Origin of the sequence: Nodosilinea sp. E11 (assembly GCF_032813545.1) — a bacterium.
Lineage (GTDB): Bacteria > Cyanobacteriota > Cyanobacteriia > Phormidesmidales > Phormidesmidaceae > Nodosilinea.
Window position 1 is genome coordinate 3,564,247 of sequence record NZ_CP136520.1, and the last position, 17,972, is coordinate 3,582,218.

At 53.3% G+C, this 17,972-nt stretch carries 19 protein-coding genes and 1 pseudogene; 10 read left to right on the forward strand and 10 right to left on the reverse strand.

The window, feature by feature from the left end; translation table 11 throughout:
- Positions 1 to 84: 84 nt before the first annotated feature.
- Together RRF56_RS17985 and RRF56_RS17990 are read left to right on the forward strand one after the other, a co-directional pair.
- Positions 85 to 411 (forward strand): annotated as a pseudogene (locus tag RRF56_RS17985) (hypothetical protein); the annotation flags it as partial.
- Positions 412 to 488: 77 nt separating this feature from the next.
- Complete coding sequence (locus RRF56_RS17990; protein WP_317034537.1) at positions 489 to 1,064, forward strand: Uma2 family endonuclease; 576 nt, start codon at positions 489 to 491, stop codon at positions 1,062 to 1,064.
- Positions 1,065 to 1,185: 121 nt separating this feature from the next.
- Here RRF56_RS17990 and rpsN read toward each other — a convergent pair whose 3' ends face one another.
- The gene (gene rpsN / locus RRF56_RS17995; RefSeq protein WP_317034538.1) at positions 1,186 to 1,488 is read right to left on the reverse strand and encodes a 30S ribosomal protein S14; all 303 of its coding nucleotides are present in this window, start codon (positions 1,486 to 1,488) and stop codon (positions 1,186 to 1,188) included.
- A gap of 387 nt (positions 1,489 to 1,875) precedes the next feature.
- Here rpsN and RRF56_RS18000 point away from each other — a divergent pair, with 387 nt between their 5' ends.
- Positions 1,876 to 2,658 (forward strand): DUF362 domain-containing protein, encoded by a 783-nt coding sequence (locus tag RRF56_RS18000; RefSeq protein WP_317034539.1) that lies wholly within the window; start codon positions 1,876 to 1,878, stop codon positions 2,656 to 2,658.
- On the opposite strand, the gene RRF56_RS18005 is transcribed toward RRF56_RS18000, so the two are convergent.
- Entirely contained in the window at positions 2,648 to 3,172 is a 525-nt protein-coding gene (locus RRF56_RS18005) for a hypothetical protein (RefSeq protein WP_317034540.1), read from the reverse strand. The two genes, RRF56_RS18000 and RRF56_RS18005, sit on opposite strands and share 11 nt — an antisense overlap.
- A 217-nt stretch (positions 3,173 to 3,389) precedes the next feature.
- On the opposite strand from RRF56_RS18005, the gene dxs reads away from it, so the two are divergent.
- A complete protein-coding gene (gene dxs, locus RRF56_RS18010; RefSeq protein WP_317034541.1) occupies positions 3,390 to 5,297 on the forward strand; it encodes a 1-deoxy-D-xylulose-5-phosphate synthase in 1,908 nt (635 codons plus the stop codon).
- Positions 5,298 to 5,404: 107 nt separating this feature from the next.
- Positions 5,405 to 5,626 (forward strand): nucleotidyltransferase family protein, encoded by a 222-nt coding sequence (locus RRF56_RS18015; protein ID WP_317034542.1) that lies wholly within the window; start codon positions 5,405 to 5,407, stop codon positions 5,624 to 5,626.
- A gap of 344 nt (positions 5,627 to 5,970) precedes the next feature.
- Here the strand turns inward: RRF56_RS18015 and RRF56_RS18020 are convergent, their stop codons facing one another.
- From RRF56_RS18020 to RRF56_RS18040, 5 genes are all read right to left on the reverse strand, one after another.
- Complete coding sequence (locus RRF56_RS18020; RefSeq protein WP_317034543.1) at positions 5,971 to 6,468, reverse strand: ASCH domain-containing protein; 498 nt, start codon at positions 6,466 to 6,468, stop codon at positions 5,971 to 5,973.
- A 9-nt stretch (positions 6,469 to 6,477) separates the two neighbouring features.
- Entirely contained in the window at positions 6,478 to 8,607 is a 2,130-nt protein-coding gene (locus RRF56_RS18025) for a GNAT family N-acetyltransferase (protein WP_317034544.1), read from the reverse strand.
- 50 nt (positions 8,608 to 8,657) lie between these two features.
- Entirely contained in the window at positions 8,658 to 9,563 is a 906-nt protein-coding gene (locus tag RRF56_RS18030; RefSeq protein ID WP_317034545.1) for a restriction endonuclease, read from the reverse strand.
- A gap of 294 nt (positions 9,564 to 9,857) precedes the next feature.
- Positions 9,858 to 10,157, reverse strand: a complete 300-nt coding sequence (locus tag RRF56_RS18035) for a hypothetical protein (RefSeq protein ID WP_317034546.1) — start codon at positions 10,155 to 10,157, stop codon at positions 9,858 to 9,860.
- 31 nt (positions 10,158 to 10,188) lie between these two features.
- Positions 10,189 to 10,425 carry a helix-turn-helix transcriptional regulator gene (locus tag RRF56_RS18040; protein ID WP_317034547.1) on the reverse strand — a complete coding sequence of 79 codons (237 nt, stop codon included), beginning with the start codon at positions 10,423 to 10,425 and terminating at the stop codon, positions 10,189 to 10,191.
- A 125-nt stretch (positions 10,426 to 10,550) separates the two neighbouring features.
- On the opposite strand from RRF56_RS18040, the gene RRF56_RS18045 reads away from it, so the two are divergent.
- Entirely contained in the window at positions 10,551 to 10,883 is a 333-nt protein-coding gene (locus tag RRF56_RS18045; RefSeq protein ID WP_317034548.1) for a hypothetical protein, read from the forward strand.
- 16 nt (positions 10,884 to 10,899) lie between these two features.
- Here RRF56_RS18045 and RRF56_RS18050 read toward each other — a convergent pair whose 3' ends face one another.
- Positions 10,900 to 11,367, reverse strand: a complete 468-nt coding sequence (locus tag RRF56_RS18050) for a VOC family protein (RefSeq protein WP_317034549.1) — start codon at positions 11,365 to 11,367, stop codon at positions 10,900 to 10,902.
- Positions 11,368 to 11,399: 32 nt separating this feature from the next.
- Here RRF56_RS18050 and RRF56_RS18055 point away from each other — a divergent pair, with 32 nt between their 5' ends.
- On the forward strand, positions 11,400 to 12,377 hold the full coding sequence (locus RRF56_RS18055) for an RluA family pseudouridine synthase (protein ID WP_317034550.1): 978 nt from the start codon (positions 11,400 to 11,402) through the stop codon (positions 12,375 to 12,377).
- 24 nt (positions 12,378 to 12,401) lie between these two features.
- Here the strand turns inward: RRF56_RS18055 and RRF56_RS18060 are convergent, their stop codons facing one another.
- Both RRF56_RS18060 and btpA read right to left on the reverse strand, forming a co-directional pair.
- Positions 12,402 to 13,322 carry a vitamin K epoxide reductase family protein gene (locus tag RRF56_RS18060; protein WP_317034551.1) on the reverse strand — a complete coding sequence of 307 codons (921 nt, stop codon included), beginning with the start codon at positions 13,320 to 13,322 and terminating at the stop codon, positions 12,402 to 12,404.
- Positions 13,323 to 13,441: 119 nt separating this feature from the next.
- Positions 13,442 to 14,287, reverse strand: a complete 846-nt coding sequence (btpA, locus tag RRF56_RS18065; protein WP_317034552.1) for a photosystem I biogenesis protein BtpA — start codon at positions 14,285 to 14,287, stop codon at positions 13,442 to 13,444.
- Positions 14,288 to 14,660: 373 nt separating this feature from the next.
- On the opposite strand from btpA, the gene rimO reads away from it, so the two are divergent.
- From rimO to RRF56_RS18080, 3 genes are all read left to right on the forward strand, one after another.
- Positions 14,661 to 16,013 carry a 30S ribosomal protein S12 methylthiotransferase RimO gene (rimO, locus tag RRF56_RS18070; protein WP_317034553.1) on the forward strand — a complete coding sequence of 451 codons (1,353 nt, stop codon included), beginning with the start codon at positions 14,661 to 14,663 and terminating at the stop codon, positions 16,011 to 16,013.
- An 82-nt stretch (positions 16,014 to 16,095) separates the two neighbouring features.
- Complete coding sequence (locus tag RRF56_RS18075; protein ID WP_317034554.1) at positions 16,096 to 17,499, forward strand: DEAD/DEAH box helicase; 1,404 nt, start codon at positions 16,096 to 16,098, stop codon at positions 17,497 to 17,499.
- A 185-nt stretch (positions 17,500 to 17,684) separates the two neighbouring features.
- Positions 17,685 to 17,882 carry a hypothetical protein gene (locus RRF56_RS18080; protein ID WP_317034555.1) on the forward strand — a complete coding sequence of 66 codons (198 nt, stop codon included), beginning with the start codon at positions 17,685 to 17,687 and terminating at the stop codon, positions 17,880 to 17,882.
- The last annotated feature ends 90 nt before the right edge of the window (positions 17,883 to 17,972 follow it).

The following is a 17,972-nucleotide window of genomic DNA, read 5'->3' on the forward strand; positions in this document are numbered from 1 at the left end:
GCCGCCTTCTGCTTGAGCCCAGAAGCTAAGGCGGTAGTATTGAGTGTACAGAAGGTTTCCCTGGTTTCCTCAATCCTCGATCCGATGACTGACCCCCTTAGCCCAATTATGTTACCGCCCCCCGAGGATGCTCTGCAGGAGGGGCAGTGGCTTAAGGCGGCGCTGCTCACCTGGCTCAATGCTGAGTATCTGCCCGAACCTGCGAACCGCACCATTGCCGAGCGAGTTTCCCAGGTGTTTGTGCGCCAGCGCATGGAGGGCGAAAACGATGTGGGCTCGCTGGTGATGGCAATTTTGACCGAGCTGCAAGCCTTTGACTTTTCGGAGAGCTTCTACGGCGAGTTTACCGTCGCTAACGCCGTCGGCGACCTGCTATTTGACAGCTTGGGCATCGATCGCTGCTGCGGTCGCTCGACCACCCTCGAAGCCAACCACGTGGGCAAGTTGCCCAATGGCGGCTCAGACCTTATGTAGAACGCCTCCGCCTTATGACGACCTTGACCCTGACCCTCGACCCGGTGGTGCGGCTCACCCGTGAACAGTTCTATGAGCTGTGCAAAGTAAACCACGACATTCGTCTAGAGCGCAGCAGCACAGGAGATTTGATCCTCATGCCACCCACAGGCTGGGAGTCTGGTAGGCGCAATGCAGACCTGACCACAAACTTGAATATTTGGAATCGTCAAGCTCAGTTGGGCATTGTATTTGATTCGTCTACTGGGTTCTCGCTTCCCAATGGAGCCGACCGATCGCCAGATGTAGCTTGGGTAGAAAAAACACGCATTGAAAACTTGGCCCCAGACCCCGCCAGGTTTTTACCCTTAGCTCCCGATTTTGTGATTGAGCTGCGCTCAGCCACCGACAAGCTGGCCACCCTACAGCACAAGATGGCCGAGTATCGCGATTGTGGGGTGCGACTGGGATGGCTGATTGACCCCCAGGAAAAACGGGTAGAAACTTATCGCCTGGGGCGACCCATTGAGTATCTCAGCCAGCCCGATCAACTCTCGGAAAACGATATATTGCCCGGTTTTGTGCTCAAGCTGGCCGAGATCTGGGGATAGAGGATGACGTGATCTCGCACTGATCGCCAACCACCACCGCCATAGCAAAAGAGACTTGAGCGATGCTCAAGTCTCTTTAAGACTTCGTAACCTAAGTTGGTTCAACGCTCAAAAATCTGCTCTACCAGCTTGACTTGACAACACCAGGTAGCAGACCTTGGTGAGCCATTTCGCGCAGCTTGTTGCGGCAAAGGCCAAAGTCGCGGTAGTAGCCACGGGGGCGACCAGTCATCCAGCAGCGATTGTGCAGACGGGTCGGTGCGCTGTTGCGGGGCAGCTGCTGAATCTTGCGGTGAATCGTCACTCTTTCTTGCTGATTTTCAGCACTGTTGAACTCTTCCAAGAGCGCTTCGCGCTTCTTGGCGTACTGCTCAACCATCTTTTCCCGCTTGCGCTCCCGCGCAATCATGCTTTTCTTGGCCATTTGGTTTCTCTAAGTCGTAAGACCTTTTTATCACAGACACAGTCTACTACTATACGCGACCTAACCCAGCAGAGTAAACCCCAGCCCCGACTTTTTTGTCGCACTATCGATCAGGGCATTGCCGCCAAGGCCCTAGGACAAATAATGCTGCCCCAGCAGCGGTTCGGTTTTCTGCCCTCGGAACCCTGCGATCGCCCCACTAGAGTAAAGCGAGAGGATTTTCTAATGTCGAGAGAATAGTGTAGGAGGTATACACGATGGCAAGCTTAATTCCCTGGATTCTCTTTGTTTGGGCCATTGGCATCATCATGGTGCAATTTATCAGCTGAGGCTCATAGCCAGCAGATGGGGACTAAAAATTCGTCAACTATTCAATCAACCAACGCTATGCCCGCTTTAGCCTCGGCAGTGACAGTTCCCAGCGATCGCTTTGACTATACGCCACCCCCTGCGGCCTTAGAGGCCCGCCGCATTCTGGTTAAACCCAATCTTGGCTACCCCGTTGGGCCACCCGTGACCGTGAGTATGGCGGTGCTAGGGGCTGTCATAGGCGGCCTACGGCAGCACAACCCCAAGGCCGAAATTTTGATTGTGGAAGGGGTGTGTTCTAAGGTTGCCTTTGACGTCATTATGGCCAAGCTGGGTGTTCATCAGCTGTTGACCGATGGTGTACAGCTGCTCAATGCCGACGACCTAGAGCTGTGGGAATACCCCAATCGTGCCCCTCGGGCGGTGCGGTTTAAATCGATGTGGGCACCCAGGCTGCTGCAAGAGGTCGACTGCTGCCTGTCGGTCAGTGCGTTTAAGCGCACGCAACTCAAAGGCGCACCGCTGATTTCAGCCTCGCTAAAAAACCTCTACGGCCTGTTTCCTCGGGCCAAATACAAGGCCCGCAGCCCTAACTCGCGGGGGCAACTGCACCGGCCCTCGGTGCCGCTGGTGCTTCAGGATGTCTACCACACCCTGGGTCACCTGTTTGTGGGCGGTGTGGTGGACTGCACAGAAAAATTTGTTAGCCACGATTGGCAGCCCGATCGCGGCCAGAGCATTCCCCTGGGCCAGGTGGTCTATGGCAGCGATCTGCTATCGGTCGATCGCACTGCTTGCCAGGTGGGCCAAGAGGTCGTTCCTGACTATATTACGGCCCTAGAGCAGCAAGTTAGCGAGTAAAGATAAAAGTCGGGGCCACATCCTGGGGCTGGTAGCCAGCGGCAATGCAGCGGTTCATGGAGTCAGCGGTGGATAGCGCTGCTGCGGTGGCGACCCCTACCACACAGTCGGCGTAGCGAACGGGCAAAAGGCTGCGGCGGCAGTTGTTGAGCACCGTTGTTGAGTTGGCGATTTCTAAGCTTTGATGAATATCACTGACGCAGGTGGCCAGGTCCGTAGGGCGGCGATCGCTCTGGCAGGCGACCAACGCTTGCTCGGCACTGACATCGGCGACCTGGGTAATATCCACAGCGCAGCGAGAGACATCTAGTGGGTGCAGGGCTCTGCCGCAGGCGCTGGCGGCCACCGCTCCGTCGATACCGGCATCGATCAGCAAACTGGTGCACCCTTCAAAATCGTTGGCGATCGCCCGAGGGGCAGCGAGCAGCACCAGGGGAGCCGCCAGCCCCGCAATTAGGGCAAACGGTATTGCAAAACACTGGCGACAGGTAGCAGAAGCTAGAAAATGAACCATAACAGAACGTTAAAGGTTATATCGCTTGGTTAACGGGTGTAATCAGTGGTTACAGTCTGTTGATCAATGGTTACAGAGGAATAGCTCTCTCACGTTAGCTCAGGCCGCATTGCCTTTAAGCCAATGCCCGCCCTCCTCAATGTTTCTGGTCGTTGAATCTTCTACAGTGAAGAGTAGCAGGAAAAACTCATTTTCGTGACGCAGAGGTTAAGGCAGTATGCACCTGAGTGACATAACTCACCCCAATCAACTCCACGGTCTATCCATTCGCCAGCTCGAAGACGTGGCTCGCCAGATTCGCGAAAAGCACCTAGAAACCGTGGCGGCGAGCGGGGGACACCTGGGGCCTGGGTTAGGGGTCGTGGAGTTGACCCTAGCTCTCTACCAAACCCTCGACCTCGATCGCGACAAAGTCACCTGGGATGTGGGCCACCAGGCCTATCCCCACAAGCTGATCACCGGGCGCTACCACGACTTCCATACCCTGCGCCAAAAAGATGGCGTGGCGGGCTACCTGAAGCGCAGCGAGAGCAAGTTTGACCACTTCGGCGCAGGCCATGCCTCGACGAGCATTTCGGCGGCCCTGGGTATGGCTCTGGCCCGCGATTTGTCGGGCGACAACTACAAGGTGGCGGCGATTATCGGCGACGGCGCGCTGACCGGCGGCATGGCGCTAGAGGCCATCAACCACGCTGGGCATTTGCCTAACACCAACCTGTTGGTGGTGCTCAACGACAACGAAATGTCGATCTCGCCCAACGTGGGGGCGATTCCGCGCTACCTGAACAAAATGCGCCTCAGCCCCCCGGTACAGTTTCTCACCGACAACCTGGAAGAGCAGTTTAAGCACCTGCCCTTTTTAGGTGAGTCGCTGTCGCCCGAGCTCGATCGGGTGAAGGAAGGCATGAAGCGGCTGGCGGTACCCAAGGTAGGGGCTGTGTTTGAAGAGCTGGGCTTTACCTACATGGGGCCGGTGGATGGTCACAACCTGCAAGAGTTGATCGCCACCTTCAAAGAGGCCCACAAGCACACCGGCCCAGTGCTGGTGCATGTGGCGACGACTAAGGGCAAGGGCTATGCGATCGCCGAAAAAGATCAGGTCGGCTACCACGCCCAGTCGCCCTTCAACCTCTCGACCGGCAAGGGCATTCCTTCGACCAAGCCCAAGCCTCCTAGCTACTCAAAGGTGTTTGCCGAAACCCTGATCAAACTAGCTGAAGACAACCCCAAAATTGTCGGCATCACCGCCGCCATGGCCACGGGCACGGGGTTAGATAAGCTCCAGCAGGCGCTGCCCAAGCAGTATATCGACGTGGGCATCGCCGAGCAGCACGCCATTACCCTGGCGGCGGGTTTGGCCTGCGAGGGTATGCGTCCGGTAGCGGCGATCTACTCGACGTTCCTTCAGCGGGGCTTCGACCAGATTGTCCACGATGTGTGCATTCAAAAGCTGCCGGTGTTCTTCTGCCTCGACCGGGCGGGCATTGTCGGGGCCGACGGGCCGACCCACCAGGGTCTCTACGACATCGCCTACCTGCGCTGCATTCCTAACATCGTGCTAATGGCCCCCAAAGACGAGGCCGAAATGCAGCGGATGATTGTCACCGGGATTGACTATAAGGAGGGTGCGATCGCCATGCGCTACCCCCGAGGCAGTGGCTATGGTGCCCCGCTGATGGACGAGGGTTGGGAACCCCTGCCCATTGGCGAAGCCGAAGTGCTGCGCCAGGGCGACGATGTGCTGCTACTGGGCTACGGCTCGATGGTCTACCCGGCCATGCAGACCGCTGAGATTCTCAGCGAGCACGGCATTGAGGCCACGGTGGTCAACGCCCGCTTTGCCAAGCCCCTCGACGAAGCGCTGATTTTGCCCCTAGCTAAGCAAATTGGCAAGGTCGTCACCTTCGAGGAGGGCTGTTTGATGGGTGGCTTTGGCTCTGCGGTGGCAGAGTCAATTTTGGATGCCCAGGTGCAGGCCTCGGTGCTGCGGATTGGCGTGCCCGACATTTTGGTCGATCACGCTACCCCTGACCAGTCGAAGGCGGCGCTGGGGTTGACCCCGTCCCAGATGGCCGAGCGCATTTTGGCCACTTACCAGGTGGAGAAACCCGCGTTGGTGCGATAAGCCCCTCGGGTGGCAGGAGGAAATTTCCTCCTGCCACCCGAAACAGTATTTTTAGCTTAAGTTTGGCCACCCAAGCAGTAGGGTGGGCAGTGCTCACCATCCCACCCATGGCCCCAGAAGCAATATCGATCGATGAACGTTTACGAACTCAGCGCGATCGCATTTTGCCCATCGCTGAGCAGTATGGGGCGTACAACGTGCGGGTGTTTGGGTCGGTTGCCCATGGAGAAACCCAGGCAGATAGTGATGTCGATTTTTTAATCGGTCTAGAGCCAGGCCGGAGCTTACTCGATCACATTGGTTTAAACAGAATTCAGAGAATTTACTAGGGCAATCGGTTAATGTTACAGAGTCAATTACGCTATATAACCTGATTCACGATCGGGTTTTGAGGAATGCGATCGGGTTACAGTAAAAAAAGAATTCTCTTTACCTGAGGCATCTTGACGAAGCTATAAGGAGAATTGAGGACTGTATCTAGGAGGGGGGAGAGATTTTCTTGCATACTCCGCTCATTCAGAGGACAGTGATCAAAAATTTTGAGATAAATGGCGAAGTAACTAAGAACTCATCTAACGAGTTGAGGGCAAGAAAATTAAATATTCGATAGAGATAGATAACTTGCTTTAGTAAACCAAATTTAGAGATTAAACAATTAAATAAACTTCTAAAATTAAATAGTGGCTATAATCTCAGACTGAAAGTAGCTATTAGATTTGCCAGAGAAATCAACTATTTTAAAGCGAGTCATATCCTCGAAAACACTTAGCTCATTATCGGAAAGATATTTATAACATTGAGGCGGATGGAAGTTTTTCCATCTCTTTTTTAGGCTAGTCAAGCTCAATGGCTTCTTGAACCTATGAACTTTCCTGATAAAAATTCCAAAACCAAGAGATGAATTCAAAAAGTAATTCAAAAAATCTTGATGAGAAATACCAGCCTTATCTTTTACTACTTCCCAAAGCTGAGCAGGAGTATTTTCAACTACTCGATCAACTTCAATAATACCTACCACCTCTTTTTGAGGAGAAGTAGCATACACAATTATCAAATCTCCACTACCCAAGCTTCGAGGTCTCACTCTTCGCAGCTCAACCTGCTTAATACCCTCAAAGATCATCTCAGAGTATTCATGCTGAATTGAGAGTAAGGCTATGCTTGGGCTCATAACAGTTTCTCAACATAGTACCCCTGCATTATATATCAACTCAAAAGATCTTGCGTCAATTTGAATTGGTGCTTGAATATGAATATTTTTCCCAATTAAATTTTCAGCCTTTTTCAAGCTTATAGGATTCTTAAATAATTCAGTATTGCTAAACCTTATGGCCATCAGTTCTTTGTCTTGCCCTTTTGATACGGCAACAAGATCGTCAAATTCATAGATTCCTAGTCGTTTAAATTTCTTGTATAAAGATTTTGGCGTATCTATTATAATTTCATCGATGTATGAACACGCTCTTATTGCACTGAGGGTCACATTAGCTTTTTTAAATCCCTTATCTTGACTAACATACCAAAGGATTCTTCCAGGTGCCTTAAGCCCTCCAGAAGCCATTTTTGATCTGTAATAAACCAATTCTCTGCGTAGTGCTAATATGCTGTGCGCACCCCAGATCACTTGCTCTGCAAGCTCTTCATCAAATAGATCTTTAGCCCACCAAGGTTTGATTGGAATCATAAAATTTGGTATAAGTGAATCCGTTATTTTCCCTGGAAAGATAGCTTGTTCGATACCTGCAATAACATCAAAGCTTGACTGAATGCCTGGAAGATTTAAATTATTAGATAAGGTATTTAAATAATCTCTTAAATTGCCATCTTTGCCAGCAGATGAAGACCTAAGAATTTTAGCCATCTCACAAGCAGTATGGCAACCTTTTTGATTTACTTTTACCCAGCCTCTTTCAGTGCGATAAAAATGAATTTCTCTTAAAAAAACTTCTATCTCCTCCTCCAGATAAATATCTGATATTATTGTAAAAATCCGATTTTCGGATGCACTAACATTAATTAAATTTAGAATAAGGTGCTGAGCGCACATAGATGCTAACAAGTCATTTTTCTTAGTCCTAAGGATAGGAACTCTCAGTTCCTCTGGTGACTCTCTGTTAATTAGATATGCCACCATTGGACCCTGATCCGCATCTTTTTCAATCCAGCAACAATCATTCTTTGTTGGATCTGACAGATGCTGTCTCAGAATTGTTCTGAAATGTGCTTTGTGCTCACCTTTTGCATTATTAAGGAAGCAATCCATTAAAGTTTCAATATCTTCGCCCCTGACCGACTTTTTTCTAATACTGGTGCCCGCAAGCCTAGCTGGCTGGTATTTTATCTCTCGTCTTAGCTCGTCAATATTGATAATTAACTCAAGAGGACTAATGATCTTTAGCTGATATTTCTCAAATATTTCTTCCTCTACTTCTTCAAGTAGTCGCGTGTCTTTTGTGACAAAGAAATCTATTTTTATATTTGAGCATATCGATGTGGCTATTTGTCTAATGTCAGATGAATCGCTGGGCGACAGATTGTTGGGGAATAAATGTCTTATTTCCTTGCTGAATTTGTCTAGATCTTCTTTAGGACAACTTAGTATATTAAATTTTCCTAGCCTATTTCTTAGCTTATTTCTCTTTTTGGGATCGTCGTTTCTATTTATTTCATTATTCATCTCGCTGGCTACAAAAATCTCGATTTCCGATGTGAGCCAATCATCCAGCAACGCTTGAGCATCCCTACTATATTCATCTCTGTTTTCCTCATCTGCTAGAACGAAAAAGACATTTGCGTCAATTGCGATGACAATTTTATCCTCAATTAATTTGTCGTGAACAAGAGTAATGAGGTTGGGATTACAATAATCTAGCCACCATTCAGTTAAAGTAGAACCGCTTCTACTTTTTCCAGGTCTTTCATGAATGGCAGAAAAACCTAGAGACTCCCACATGCTTGAGAGATTGTAATCTCTTCGGCACGAAGCTAAAATACCTTGCAAATGGTCTGTTTTGTTTTTTATTTTTGCAATCAGAGTTTTAGCTATATTTCGTCCCCTATATTCATCATCAACACAAAGGTGGGTTAATTTTACTCTTCCTTTTCCTATTGTGTAAAGCGTATAGGCAGCGCATTTGTCTTTGTTGTTGTCAATGCAAGCAATAAGATGATCCTTTTCAGCATGCTTATAGAAAGCTTCATACGGAAGAAAGCCAAGTGTTGAAGAATTTTTGTTGGCTAATTTTATAATTTCCTCCATATATCTTGAGTCAGATCTTATCCATTCAAATACAAGATCGTTTTCTTCCAAGTTGATCACTCGTAAACTCCCTTACAAAATATAAAAATACATTTAACTAACTAATCTGTAAAATAATCAAAATCAATTTTCTTTATTTGATAGGTATCTTTCGTGGTTACCCCTACATTAAATTCAATCATGTATTGAGCTAAATTATGGCCATCAATAAGAATGATTTTATTGTCAATGCGGGAGACAAAATCTTTGGCTTCAGTTGTGAATGAAGACGATGTTATAAAAATCCCTTTCTTTGCACGGAAGCCTTGTAAAGCCCCTGCAAATTTTTGAATTTCGGGCCGTCCAACGGGATTCTCCCAACGCTTTGCCTGAACGTAGATGATATCTAACCCAAGTCTGTCTTCGTTGATAGTTCCATCAATTCCACCGTCTCCGCTACGACCAACAATTTTGCCAGCATCCTGACGAGTGCCTCCATAGCCCATCTTTACTAAGACATCAATTACTAAAGCCTCAAAAAAGCTAGGTGAGCATATTTTGATACTATCCAGAAGTTCAGAGGCTAAGTCCTGATGAAGGCCTTGAACAATCGTTTCTAGATTTTCCTCTGGGGTTTTATCCTGAATTTGGATTGGCAGATTTTCACTTCCAGATGGCTCACGTTTAAGATTTTTGAATTCAAGAAATTCAGGAAACCTCTCTAAATATTTGACATTTATCTCAGAAGGTCTTTCTGCAAGACTTGTCTTTCCTTGAGGCGTTATCTGAAAATATCCACGGCGAGTTGTCTGAAGCAAATTGGCTTTCTTTAAGTACGTACGAGCCCAACCGACTCGATTGTCAAAGGTGGCTTGCCGACCGCTAGGCAGCATTACTTGACGATCTTCATCACTGAGCGAAAAGTACTGAGCAAGGTTTTCAATGGCTTCCCGTAAAGAATACTCTCCCCCATCGGCCGCCATTTCCATCAGGGGCAGCATTATGGACTGGTAATCGGGTATCGTCACGAGATGTACCTAAAGGATTCTATGTGTCGCTATTCATGCCCTAGCTTACCCATACAGCTCAGAATCGTACAAAGGTTAAGTGGCGAAACTCTAAAGGTTGGTCATTCGGGTTCCCCTTAACCTCAAGGGTCGTTTTTTAGTCACCGGTTGTTGGAGCGAATATAGCGATTCCTGATCGGATGCAGTACAGCAGGAGCCTTGCTGAATAAAGGTTCCAAGCCTGTGCACGTACCTCGCACCAACGAAAAGTGCTATAGTTGACAGTACAACCCTAACCCGGTACTCTCTTTGCTCTCAAGCGGGTTTAATGTCGATCGTTAACCCCACCGAGCTGAGCACGGCTACAAAAGACTCCAGCGTTAGGGGTGCCCCATTTCTGAATGGCCGTTGCAGTGTCTGACCGGCAACATCACCATTAATCGCCCCCGCTGTCGTTGTCTGTCTAGCTTTGACCACATTGTCGAGCGCCAGCCCAAAAGCCTCCCAATCGCCATCCATCAGTGTCTCGTCTAGCGACGCCTTGAGACACAAAGCAGCATAGTCTGGGTCAGCCAGTTGAACCAATAATTCGGCCTGATAATCTCTTGCTGGCATGTATCAACCCTCTCCTGAATGCAGCCAGATCTCAAACGTCTTTTACTTCATTGCCCAAGTAGCGCTCCACAAAAGCCTTAGCCGCTAAGGGATGCAGCGTTTTCAACGCTCTAACGATTTCCAACACTGTTTCAGCCGATGGGTCGCGCTTCTCATTCGCCCAGCGGTACACACTGTTGCGCTCAATGTCGAGAGCCGCCGCAAGGCTGTACTGGCTCACCTCATATTCCTCAAGCACCTGCCTGAGCACAAATCCTGCTTTTCCCATGCCTTCATGGTGTCAGAGGACTATAACCGAGTAAATGTCCATTCGGTAGACGAGAGCCCAACTGTTGACGACATCCAAAACGGCTACTATAATCGCGTTGTTGACTCTAAAACAAGGTTTTCCCGATGCAATCTAACTCCACCAGGCGCTACAGTGCCCGCATTGTCACCCCCGACCCTGCCACAGGTTCAGAGCCTGCCGATTCCAACCAAATCCATCTCGAACTCACCCTCAAACTCCACAGCTACCCCAACCCCGATCGCGAACCCGTCAAAATCCTCGTCATCGGCAGCAAGCGATCGGTGAGTTCCATTGTCGTCGCCCTCCACCAACTCGGCTTTGCCGAAATCTTCGAGTGGACAGACTTTCTCAGTGCCCCAAATGCCGATCGGCCCCTCCAGTTCGCCCCTGGAGAGGTGATGAAGGCGTTGGTTAAATTCTTGCCCCGCGAAGCGTAGGGCTGGCCGTGCCCCCCTACAGGGCCGGATCGCACCGAATTTCTACCATGAAGCCATCAGGGTCGTAGAAATAGACGCCGCGCCCGGTGGGGCGAGTGACGGGGCCGTGGGCAATTTCAATCTGGTTCGCCGCCAGCACCGCCAGCGCCCCGTCAAACTCTGCCGGGTCAATGTCAAAGGCCAGGTGGTAGGCGCGGGTAAAGGTTTTATCGGGGTTTGGGTCGGGCGGCTCCAGGTCTGGAGCCCCAAATAAGTCAAGAATTAGCCCGTCGGGCAACACAAAGTTAGCCACCTTCCCCGTGGCGACCAACTCTTTCAGAGTGTCATCTACCTCGTCGCCGGTCAGCTCCCGCAGCCCCAGCAGCCCGCCGTAGAACTGGCGCGAGGCGTCCATATCCTTGACGTTGAGGGCCAAGTGATGAATGCGGCGGAGTTGACCTAGAGCCAGGGTCGCCAGAGTTTGAGCGGTAGAGCTAGGGTTCATGGGCGCAAAATTGTCCAAAGATAGGGCGCACTATGATTGATTATAGAAATCCTACCGCGCTCAATCTTTACGCCATCGCCGACCAAACCTTCGAACTCACCGTTGAACATCCCGACCCCGAGCGGCTCGATCGCTGGCTCACGGCCAACGTCAAAGAGCTGTCTCGCAACCGCGTACAAAAGCTGATCGACTGGGAATATGTGCAAATCAACGGCCAGCTCTGCACCAACAAAAAAGAAGCGGTGCAGGTGGGCGATCGCATCCAGCTCACCATCCCCGCACCCCGCCCGCTCGAACTCACCGCCGAAGACATTCCCCTCGACATCCTCTACGAAGACGAGCACCTGATCATTCTCAACAAGCCCGCTGGCTTAGTTGTGCACCCTGCCCCCGGCAACATGAGCGGCACCCTGGTCAACGCCGTGCTGGCCCACTGCGGCGATCAGCTGCTCGGCATTGGCGGTGTGCAGCGCCCCGGCATTGTGCATCGGCTCGACAAAGACACCACCGGGGCGATCGTGGTGGCCAAAACCGACCTGGCCCACAGCGACCTCCAGGCCCAAATGAAAGCCAAAACCGCCCGACGCGAATACCTTGGCGTCGTCTACGGCGCGCCCAAAGCCAACTCAGGCACCATCGACGCGCCCCTGGGTCGCCACCCGGTCGATCGCAAAAAAAATGCCGTGGTGCCGCTAGCAAAAGGCCGCACCGCCATCACCCACTGGCAGGTAGAAGAACGCCTGGGCAACTTCTCACTGCTGCGCTTTCGCCTAGAGACGGGGCGCACCCATCAAATCCGGGTCCACAGTACCCACATCGGCCACCCCCTGGTGGGCGATCTCACCTACGGTTCAGGGCGCGATGTGGGGGTAAAGTTGCCCGGTCAGGCTCTCCATGCCGAGCGGTTAGAACTACGCCATCCGGCCACGGGGGAACAGGTGGTGGCGATCGCCCCCCTGCCCGCCCATTTTCTCAAGCTGCTCACGGTCTTGAGAGGTCGATCGGGGTAAGTGCAGCCCCGGCCACATACTGCACTAGCGACGAAAATCGGTCGGGCCGGTATAGCCCGATAGCTCTGCTAGCCGCGCCAAACTCTGCGTGCCCGCATAAAATTCGCCGTTGATCTCCCAACTTGGGAAACCGGTAATCTCTGGTTTAGAGCGACATAGAGCGGTCTGGGAGTTTTGCCCGTCTTCGGCGCACTCTACCGTAGTGAGCGCCTGGATCGCTTCGGCCCCAAAGAGCTGCTTTTGGTCGTGGCAGTGGGGGCACCACCAGGCGGCGTACATGACTGCGCCAATGTCGGTCAGGTGGTTGGCCAGGGCCACTTCAGCCGGGCCAGAGGCCGTAGTAATCGGCGGCCCTACCTGCCCGGCCACATCACCGTTGGGGCTACCTCCGGCATTGATCGGGGCGTAGACGGCCAGGGTAGCGGTGATTGTCAGCACTGCGACAATAAAGCCCATAAAGGCGAGTTGCCCCAGGTCATCCCACCGATTGCCCAGCAGAATAATCACAAACATAGACAGGGCAAACAGTGCTGAACCCACGCAGTAGGGGCAGAAGGTCTGAAGCTCAAAGGCCAGCACCGTCATCAGGTAGCCGCTGAATACCACCATGGCGGTGGCCAACAAAAACATCAGCGGCCAGGTCCAGGTTTCAAGTTTTTGGCGCAGGTCTTTGCTGGTGTCGGCATTGATCAGCAGGGGGGCAACGGCCATTACCACCATGGTGCCGTAGGCCAAGAAGCCAAACAGCGTCAGGGGCAGGCCAAATACAGTACCCCAGGGGCTAGAGAGCACGCGATCGCAGCCCTCGGTCGGGCAGGTGCCACCGCCCATCAGCTTGCCAATGGTCAGATAGCCGGTACCTAGCGCACCCACCAGGGCAATGCCTGCAACCAGCCAACGCGACCAGCGATGAATCCAACGGCTGTCCTGACGACGACGTCTCATGATGCGCCTCTCTTCCACAACAATTGACCCAAACTCTACAGCAAACTTGGGCAGGGTCGGCCTGCTTGCTTAGTGTCTATAGTAGCCTCCCCCTCAGGATAGGGGGATAGGCAGCCCTCCTAGGGAGCCACCATCGTCGGCATGGTTAGGGTACCCTCCAGAGCTTGCAGCCCTTCCTGCATCGACTCCACAAACTGACCCACCCGAATCGGGTCGATGGGCTGATTGATGTCGCCCTGGCGCTTGAGCGAGCTGGCCACAATCACGCCGTCAGCAGCCTTCATTAGAGTGCCAATGTTTTCCCAATCGGCTCCGCTGCCGATGAAGACAGGGTGATCCCCAGCCGCCGCCTTGGCCAATTCCAGGTCTTCGAGGCTGGGGGGGCTACCGGTGGCCCAGCCCGAGAGAATAATGCCGTCGGCCATGCCCCGGTGAATAGTCTCCTGCACTGCCGTGGTCAGGTTAGGCGATCCCAGGGGGCGGGCGTGCTTGACAAGCACATCGGCCAAAATTTTCACCGAGCTGCCCAGCTCCTTACGGTAGCGCAGCAGGTCATGGGCACAGCCTTCGATCAGGCCCTGGTCGGTGGCCATTACCCCGGTCAACACATTGACTCGAATAAACGCGGCCCCGGTGCAGGTGGCGATCGCGAGGGCACTGCGAGCATCGTTGCGCAGCACATTGATGCCAATGGGCACCGTGATCAGGGTTTGTAGGCGCTGCACCACCATACCCATGGCGCTGACCACCGCTGGGTCAACCTGACCCTTGGTAAAGGGGGCATCAAAGAAATTCTCGACAATGATGCCGTGGACACCGCCTGAGGCCAAGGCCGTAGCCTCTTGCTCAGCGCGATCGATCACGGCCTGGAGGTCTCCCTGCCAGCGGGGAGAAGTGGGCAGGGGCAGCAGGTGCAATACCCCGATGACTGGGTTATGGGTGTTAAAGACTTCAGTTAAGTCCACGTGAATTTTGCCTGGACTCGCACAACGTTATAGAACCGTAGAGAAACCCGGCTGCGGCGGCAAACTCAGGCTTATCTACCCTATCAGCATATCAATCCCTGGGACCGGATTTAGGTCACCCCCTGCTTTTGTGATGTATTATTTATGAGTGTTAATTTGTATTGCCCCCGGTGCCATTGGCTAAAAGATTTGCTGGGCAATTCGTCAACACAGGATTGATGGATGCCTGATTGCCAAATCTAGGGGCAGGGTTGGGGGTATTAGTGCCGATGCAAACGGCAGCTAATGGCCCTGATGCAGCTAAGTCGGTGTTGCGACCCCGAGTTTTGGTAAGACTGGCGTGTTCACCCACTGAGAGACACCGAGAAACACCATGGGGCTAAAGCCAACAGTCGCGTTCAACCACCTGGGCTGCGAAAAAAATCGAGTTGATACCGAGCATATGCTGGGCTTGCTGGTGCAAGCGGGCTACCAGGTAGACGCCAACGAAGAACTGGCCGACTACGTGGTGGTCAACACCTGTAGCTTTATTGAAGAAGCAAGAGAAGAGTCGGTGCGCACCCTGGTAGAACTCGCCGCCGCTCAAAAGAAGGTGGTAATCACCGGCTGTTTGGCCCAGCACTTTCAGCATGAGCTGTTAGAAGAAATTCCTGAAGCGGTCGCTCTAGTGGGTACCGGCGACTACAACCGCATTGTCGAGGTCATCGAGCGGGCCGAGGCCGGAGAACGGGTGAAAATCGTCTCGCCAGAGCCCACCTACATTGCCGATGAAACGGTGCCACGCTACCGTACTACGGCCTCCAGCGTGGCCTACCTGCGGGTAGCAGAGGGCTGCGACTACCGCTGTGCCTTCTGTATTATTCCGCATCTGCGCGGTAATCAGCGATCGCGCTCCATTGAGTCGATCGTGGCCGAGGCCCACCAACTGGCCGCCGAAGGGGTGCAAGAACTGGTGCTGATCTCCCAGATCACCACCAACTACGGTATGGATCTCTACGGCAAGCCCCGCTTGGCCGAGCTGCTGCGGGCGCTGGGCGAGGTCGATGTGCCCTGGGTACGGATGCACTATGCCTACCCCACTGGCCTCACCCCCGAAGTGATCGCCGCCATTCGTGAAACCCCTAACGTGCTGCCCTACCTCGATCTACCCCTACAGCACTCTCACCCCGAGGTGCTGCGGGCGATGAACCGCCCCTGGCAGGGCCAGGTCAACGACGATGTCATCTACCGCATCAAAGAGTCGCTGCCTGAGGCCGTGTTGCGCACAACCTTTATTGTCGGTTTTCCTGGGGAAACCGAGGCCCACTTTGAGCATTTGCTCGAATTCGTCGATCGCCATCAGTTTGATCACGTCGGCGTATTTAGCTTCTCCGCTGAGGAGGGCACCCCGGCCTATAGTCTGCCCAACCAGGTGCCCCAGTCTGAGCGCGATCGCCGTCGCGAAGCCCTGATGCTGGCCCAGCAGCCCATCGCCTGGGAGCACAACCGCGCTCACATTGGTCAAGCCGTCGATGTGCTGATCGAGCAAGAAAATCCAGCGACGGGGATGGCGATCGGGCGATCGGCCCGCTTTGCTCCCGAGGTTGATGGCCTGGTCTATGTGACTGGCACCGCCGCTCTAAACCAAATTGTGCCGGTTACCATCACCGCCGCCGATACCTACGACCTGTTTGGTGAAATAGCCACCGTGCCTGCCCCAGAGCCTTCCCTGAGCTTGGCCCATTGAATGGGCCTCCTGGCTTGCCCAGCTAAGTTGACCCAACTGAGTTTGTTTCACAGTCTTTTGTCCACCGTCTTGAGGAACCACTATGACCTTATCGTTTGCCAGTTTGGGGTTGTCTGAAGCCCGCGTTAGCCATCTAGAGGCCATGGGCTACGAAGAACCCACCGCCATTCAGGCAGAGGCCATTCCCCATTTGCTCTCAGGGCGCGACCTGATTGGCCAGGCCCAAACCGGCACCGGCAAGACCGCTGCCTTCGCCCTACCCCTGATGGAGCAGGTCGATGCCAGCAACCCGGCGGTGCAGGTGCTGGTGCTAACCCCCACCCGTGAGCTGGCGATTCAGGTGTGTCAGGCCATACGCGGCTTTCGCATCAGCGGTCGCCCCAAGGTGCTAGCCATCTACGGCGGTCAGTCGATCGAGCGTCAGCAAGAGCAGCTCAGACGGGGCACCCAGATCGTGGTGGGCACCCCTGGGCGCGTGCTCGACATGCTTAACCGGGGTAGCCTGTCGCTGCAAAGCCTGGGCTGGCTGGTGCTCGACGAAGCCGACGAAATGCTCAATATGGGCTTTATTCAGGACGTTGAGAAAATTCTCAGCAAGGCTCCTGCCGACCGGCAAACCGCCTTTTTCTCGGCCACTATGGCCCCTGCTATCCGCGAACTGGCCACCAAGTTTTTGCAGTCTCCGGTGACAGTCACGGTGCAGTCGCCCAAGGCTTCGCCCAAGCAGATTCAGCAGGTGAGCTACATCGTGCCTCGCGGCTGGACTAAAGTACGCGCCCTCCAGCCTATTCTTGAGCTAGAAGACCCTGAAACCGCGATTATCTTTGTGCGCACTCGCCGCACCGCTGGGGACCTCACCCGCCAACTTCAGGCAGCGGGCTACAGCGTTGATGAGTACCACGGCGACCTCAGCCAGTCCCAGCGCGAGCGGCTGCTGATGCGTTTTCGTCAGCAGCAGGTGAAGCTGGTGGTGGCTACCGACATCGCGGCCCGAGGCCTGCACGTCGATGACCTCACCCACGTGATCAACTTCGACATGCCCGACGCCATGGAGAGCTATGTGCACCGCATTGGCCGCACCGGGCGGGCGGGCAAAAAAGGCGTCGCCATCTCCCTGGTCACTCCCCTAGAGAAGTACAAGCTGCGGCAGATTGAGCGCCACACCAAGCAGCCGATGACCCTGGTTAAAATTCCCACCCGGGCCGAAATTGCGGCCCGCAACCTAGAGCGGCTACGTAGCCAGGTGCGTGAAGCGATCACCAGCGAGCGGCTGGCGTCGTTTTTGCCGATTGTGTCTCAGCTAAGCGAAGAGTATGACCTGCGCACCGTGGCCGCTGCCGCTCTGCAAATGGCCTACGACAAAACCGTACCCGCCTGGCAGCGAGAGCACCACAGCAGCGAACCCGAAGAAAGCGGTACCCCCATGCCTAAAAAGCGCAAAGGGACGTCGGCTGAGCCGCGCCAGGTAAGCAAAGCGAAGGAATAATCGCCTGGGGTTTATCGGCTAAGGTTGGTCAGTTGGGGCGATCGCGACTGTTACGGTGGCGATCGCCCTAAGTTTTGTGCAGCCAGTTGCGTTTGATTGCGTATGCCAGCACACAACCGGTTCTCTAGGGCATCCTAAGATTAGGAGAAGCTTAGGTTAACTCTGGATCACAGGAGGTGACCGTCATGTTGGTAATAATGACCGATAACCAACTCATCGCGCCCCAAAAAGTCTGCTGTAACTGCCTCATGGCCGATCGCCACGGCCAACCTCGCTGGCATCAAGGGGTGTTGCGCTGTGGCCATCAGGTGGCCAGTCTAGACCAGGCCCAGCCCACCCAGTTTGAGTGCGAGATGGGTTTTCGGGTAGCCGATATTAGCTAAACGGTTAGGGACTGTGGTACGAAGCTCCAGGGTTGAAGGGTCGCCTTAACCTCAGACTGGGTGCTGGCAGTTTCTCGTGCACCCTCGTCA

Bases quoted from the DNA above. Each gene is read 5' to 3' on its own strand.
- rpsN (WP_317034538.1), bottom strand. From the start codon at position 1,488: ATGGCCAAGAAAAGCATGATTGCGCGGGAGCGCAAGCGGGAAAAGATG.
- RRF56_RS18050 (WP_317034549.1), bottom strand. From the start codon at position 11,367: ATGAACCCTAGCTCTACCGCTCAAACTCTGGCGACCCTGGCTCTAGGT.
- RRF56_RS18015 (WP_317034542.1), top strand. From the start codon at position 5,405: ATGGCCCCAGAAGCAATATCGATCGATGAACGTTTACGAACTCAGCGC.
- RRF56_RS18080 (WP_317034555.1), top strand. From the start codon at position 17,685: ATGTTGGTAATAATGACCGATAACCAACTCATCGCGCCCCAAAAAGTC.
- RRF56_RS18055 (WP_317034550.1), top strand. From the start codon at position 11,400: ATGATTGATTATAGAAATCCTACCGCGCTCAATCTTTACGCCATCGCC.
- RRF56_RS18005 (WP_317034540.1), bottom strand. From the start codon at position 3,172: ATGGTTCATTTTCTAGCTTCTGCTACCTGTCGCCAGTGTTTTGCAATA.
- RRF56_RS18040 (WP_317034547.1), bottom strand. From the start codon at position 10,425: ATGGGAAAAGCAGGATTTGTGCTCAGGCAGGTGCTTGAGGAATATGAG.
- RRF56_RS17990 (WP_317034537.1), top strand. From the start codon at position 489: ATGACGACCTTGACCCTGACCCTCGACCCGGTGGTGCGGCTCACCCGT.
- RRF56_RS18045 (WP_317034548.1), top strand. From the start codon at position 10,551: ATGCAATCTAACTCCACCAGGCGCTACAGTGCCCGCATTGTCACCCCC.
- RRF56_RS18020 (WP_317034543.1), bottom strand. From the start codon at position 6,468: ATGAGCCCAAGCATAGCCTTACTCTCAATTCAGCATGAATACTCTGAG.
- rimO (WP_317034553.1), top strand. From the start codon at position 14,661: ATGGGGCTAAAGCCAACAGTCGCGTTCAACCACCTGGGCTGCGAAAAA.
- RRF56_RS18000 (WP_317034539.1), top strand. From the start codon at position 1,876: ATGCCCGCTTTAGCCTCGGCAGTGACAGTTCCCAGCGATCGCTTTGAC.
- dxs (WP_317034541.1), top strand. From the start codon at position 3,390: ATGCACCTGAGTGACATAACTCACCCCAATCAACTCCACGGTCTATCC.
- RRF56_RS18035 (WP_317034546.1), bottom strand. From the start codon at position 10,157: ATGCCAGCAAGAGATTATCAGGCCGAATTATTGGTTCAACTGGCTGAC.
- RRF56_RS18075 (WP_317034554.1), top strand. From the start codon at position 16,096: ATGACCTTATCGTTTGCCAGTTTGGGGTTGTCTGAAGCCCGCGTTAGC.
- RRF56_RS18060 (WP_317034551.1), bottom strand. From the start codon at position 13,322: ATGAGACGTCGTCGTCAGGACAGCCGTTGGATTCATCGCTGGTCGCGT.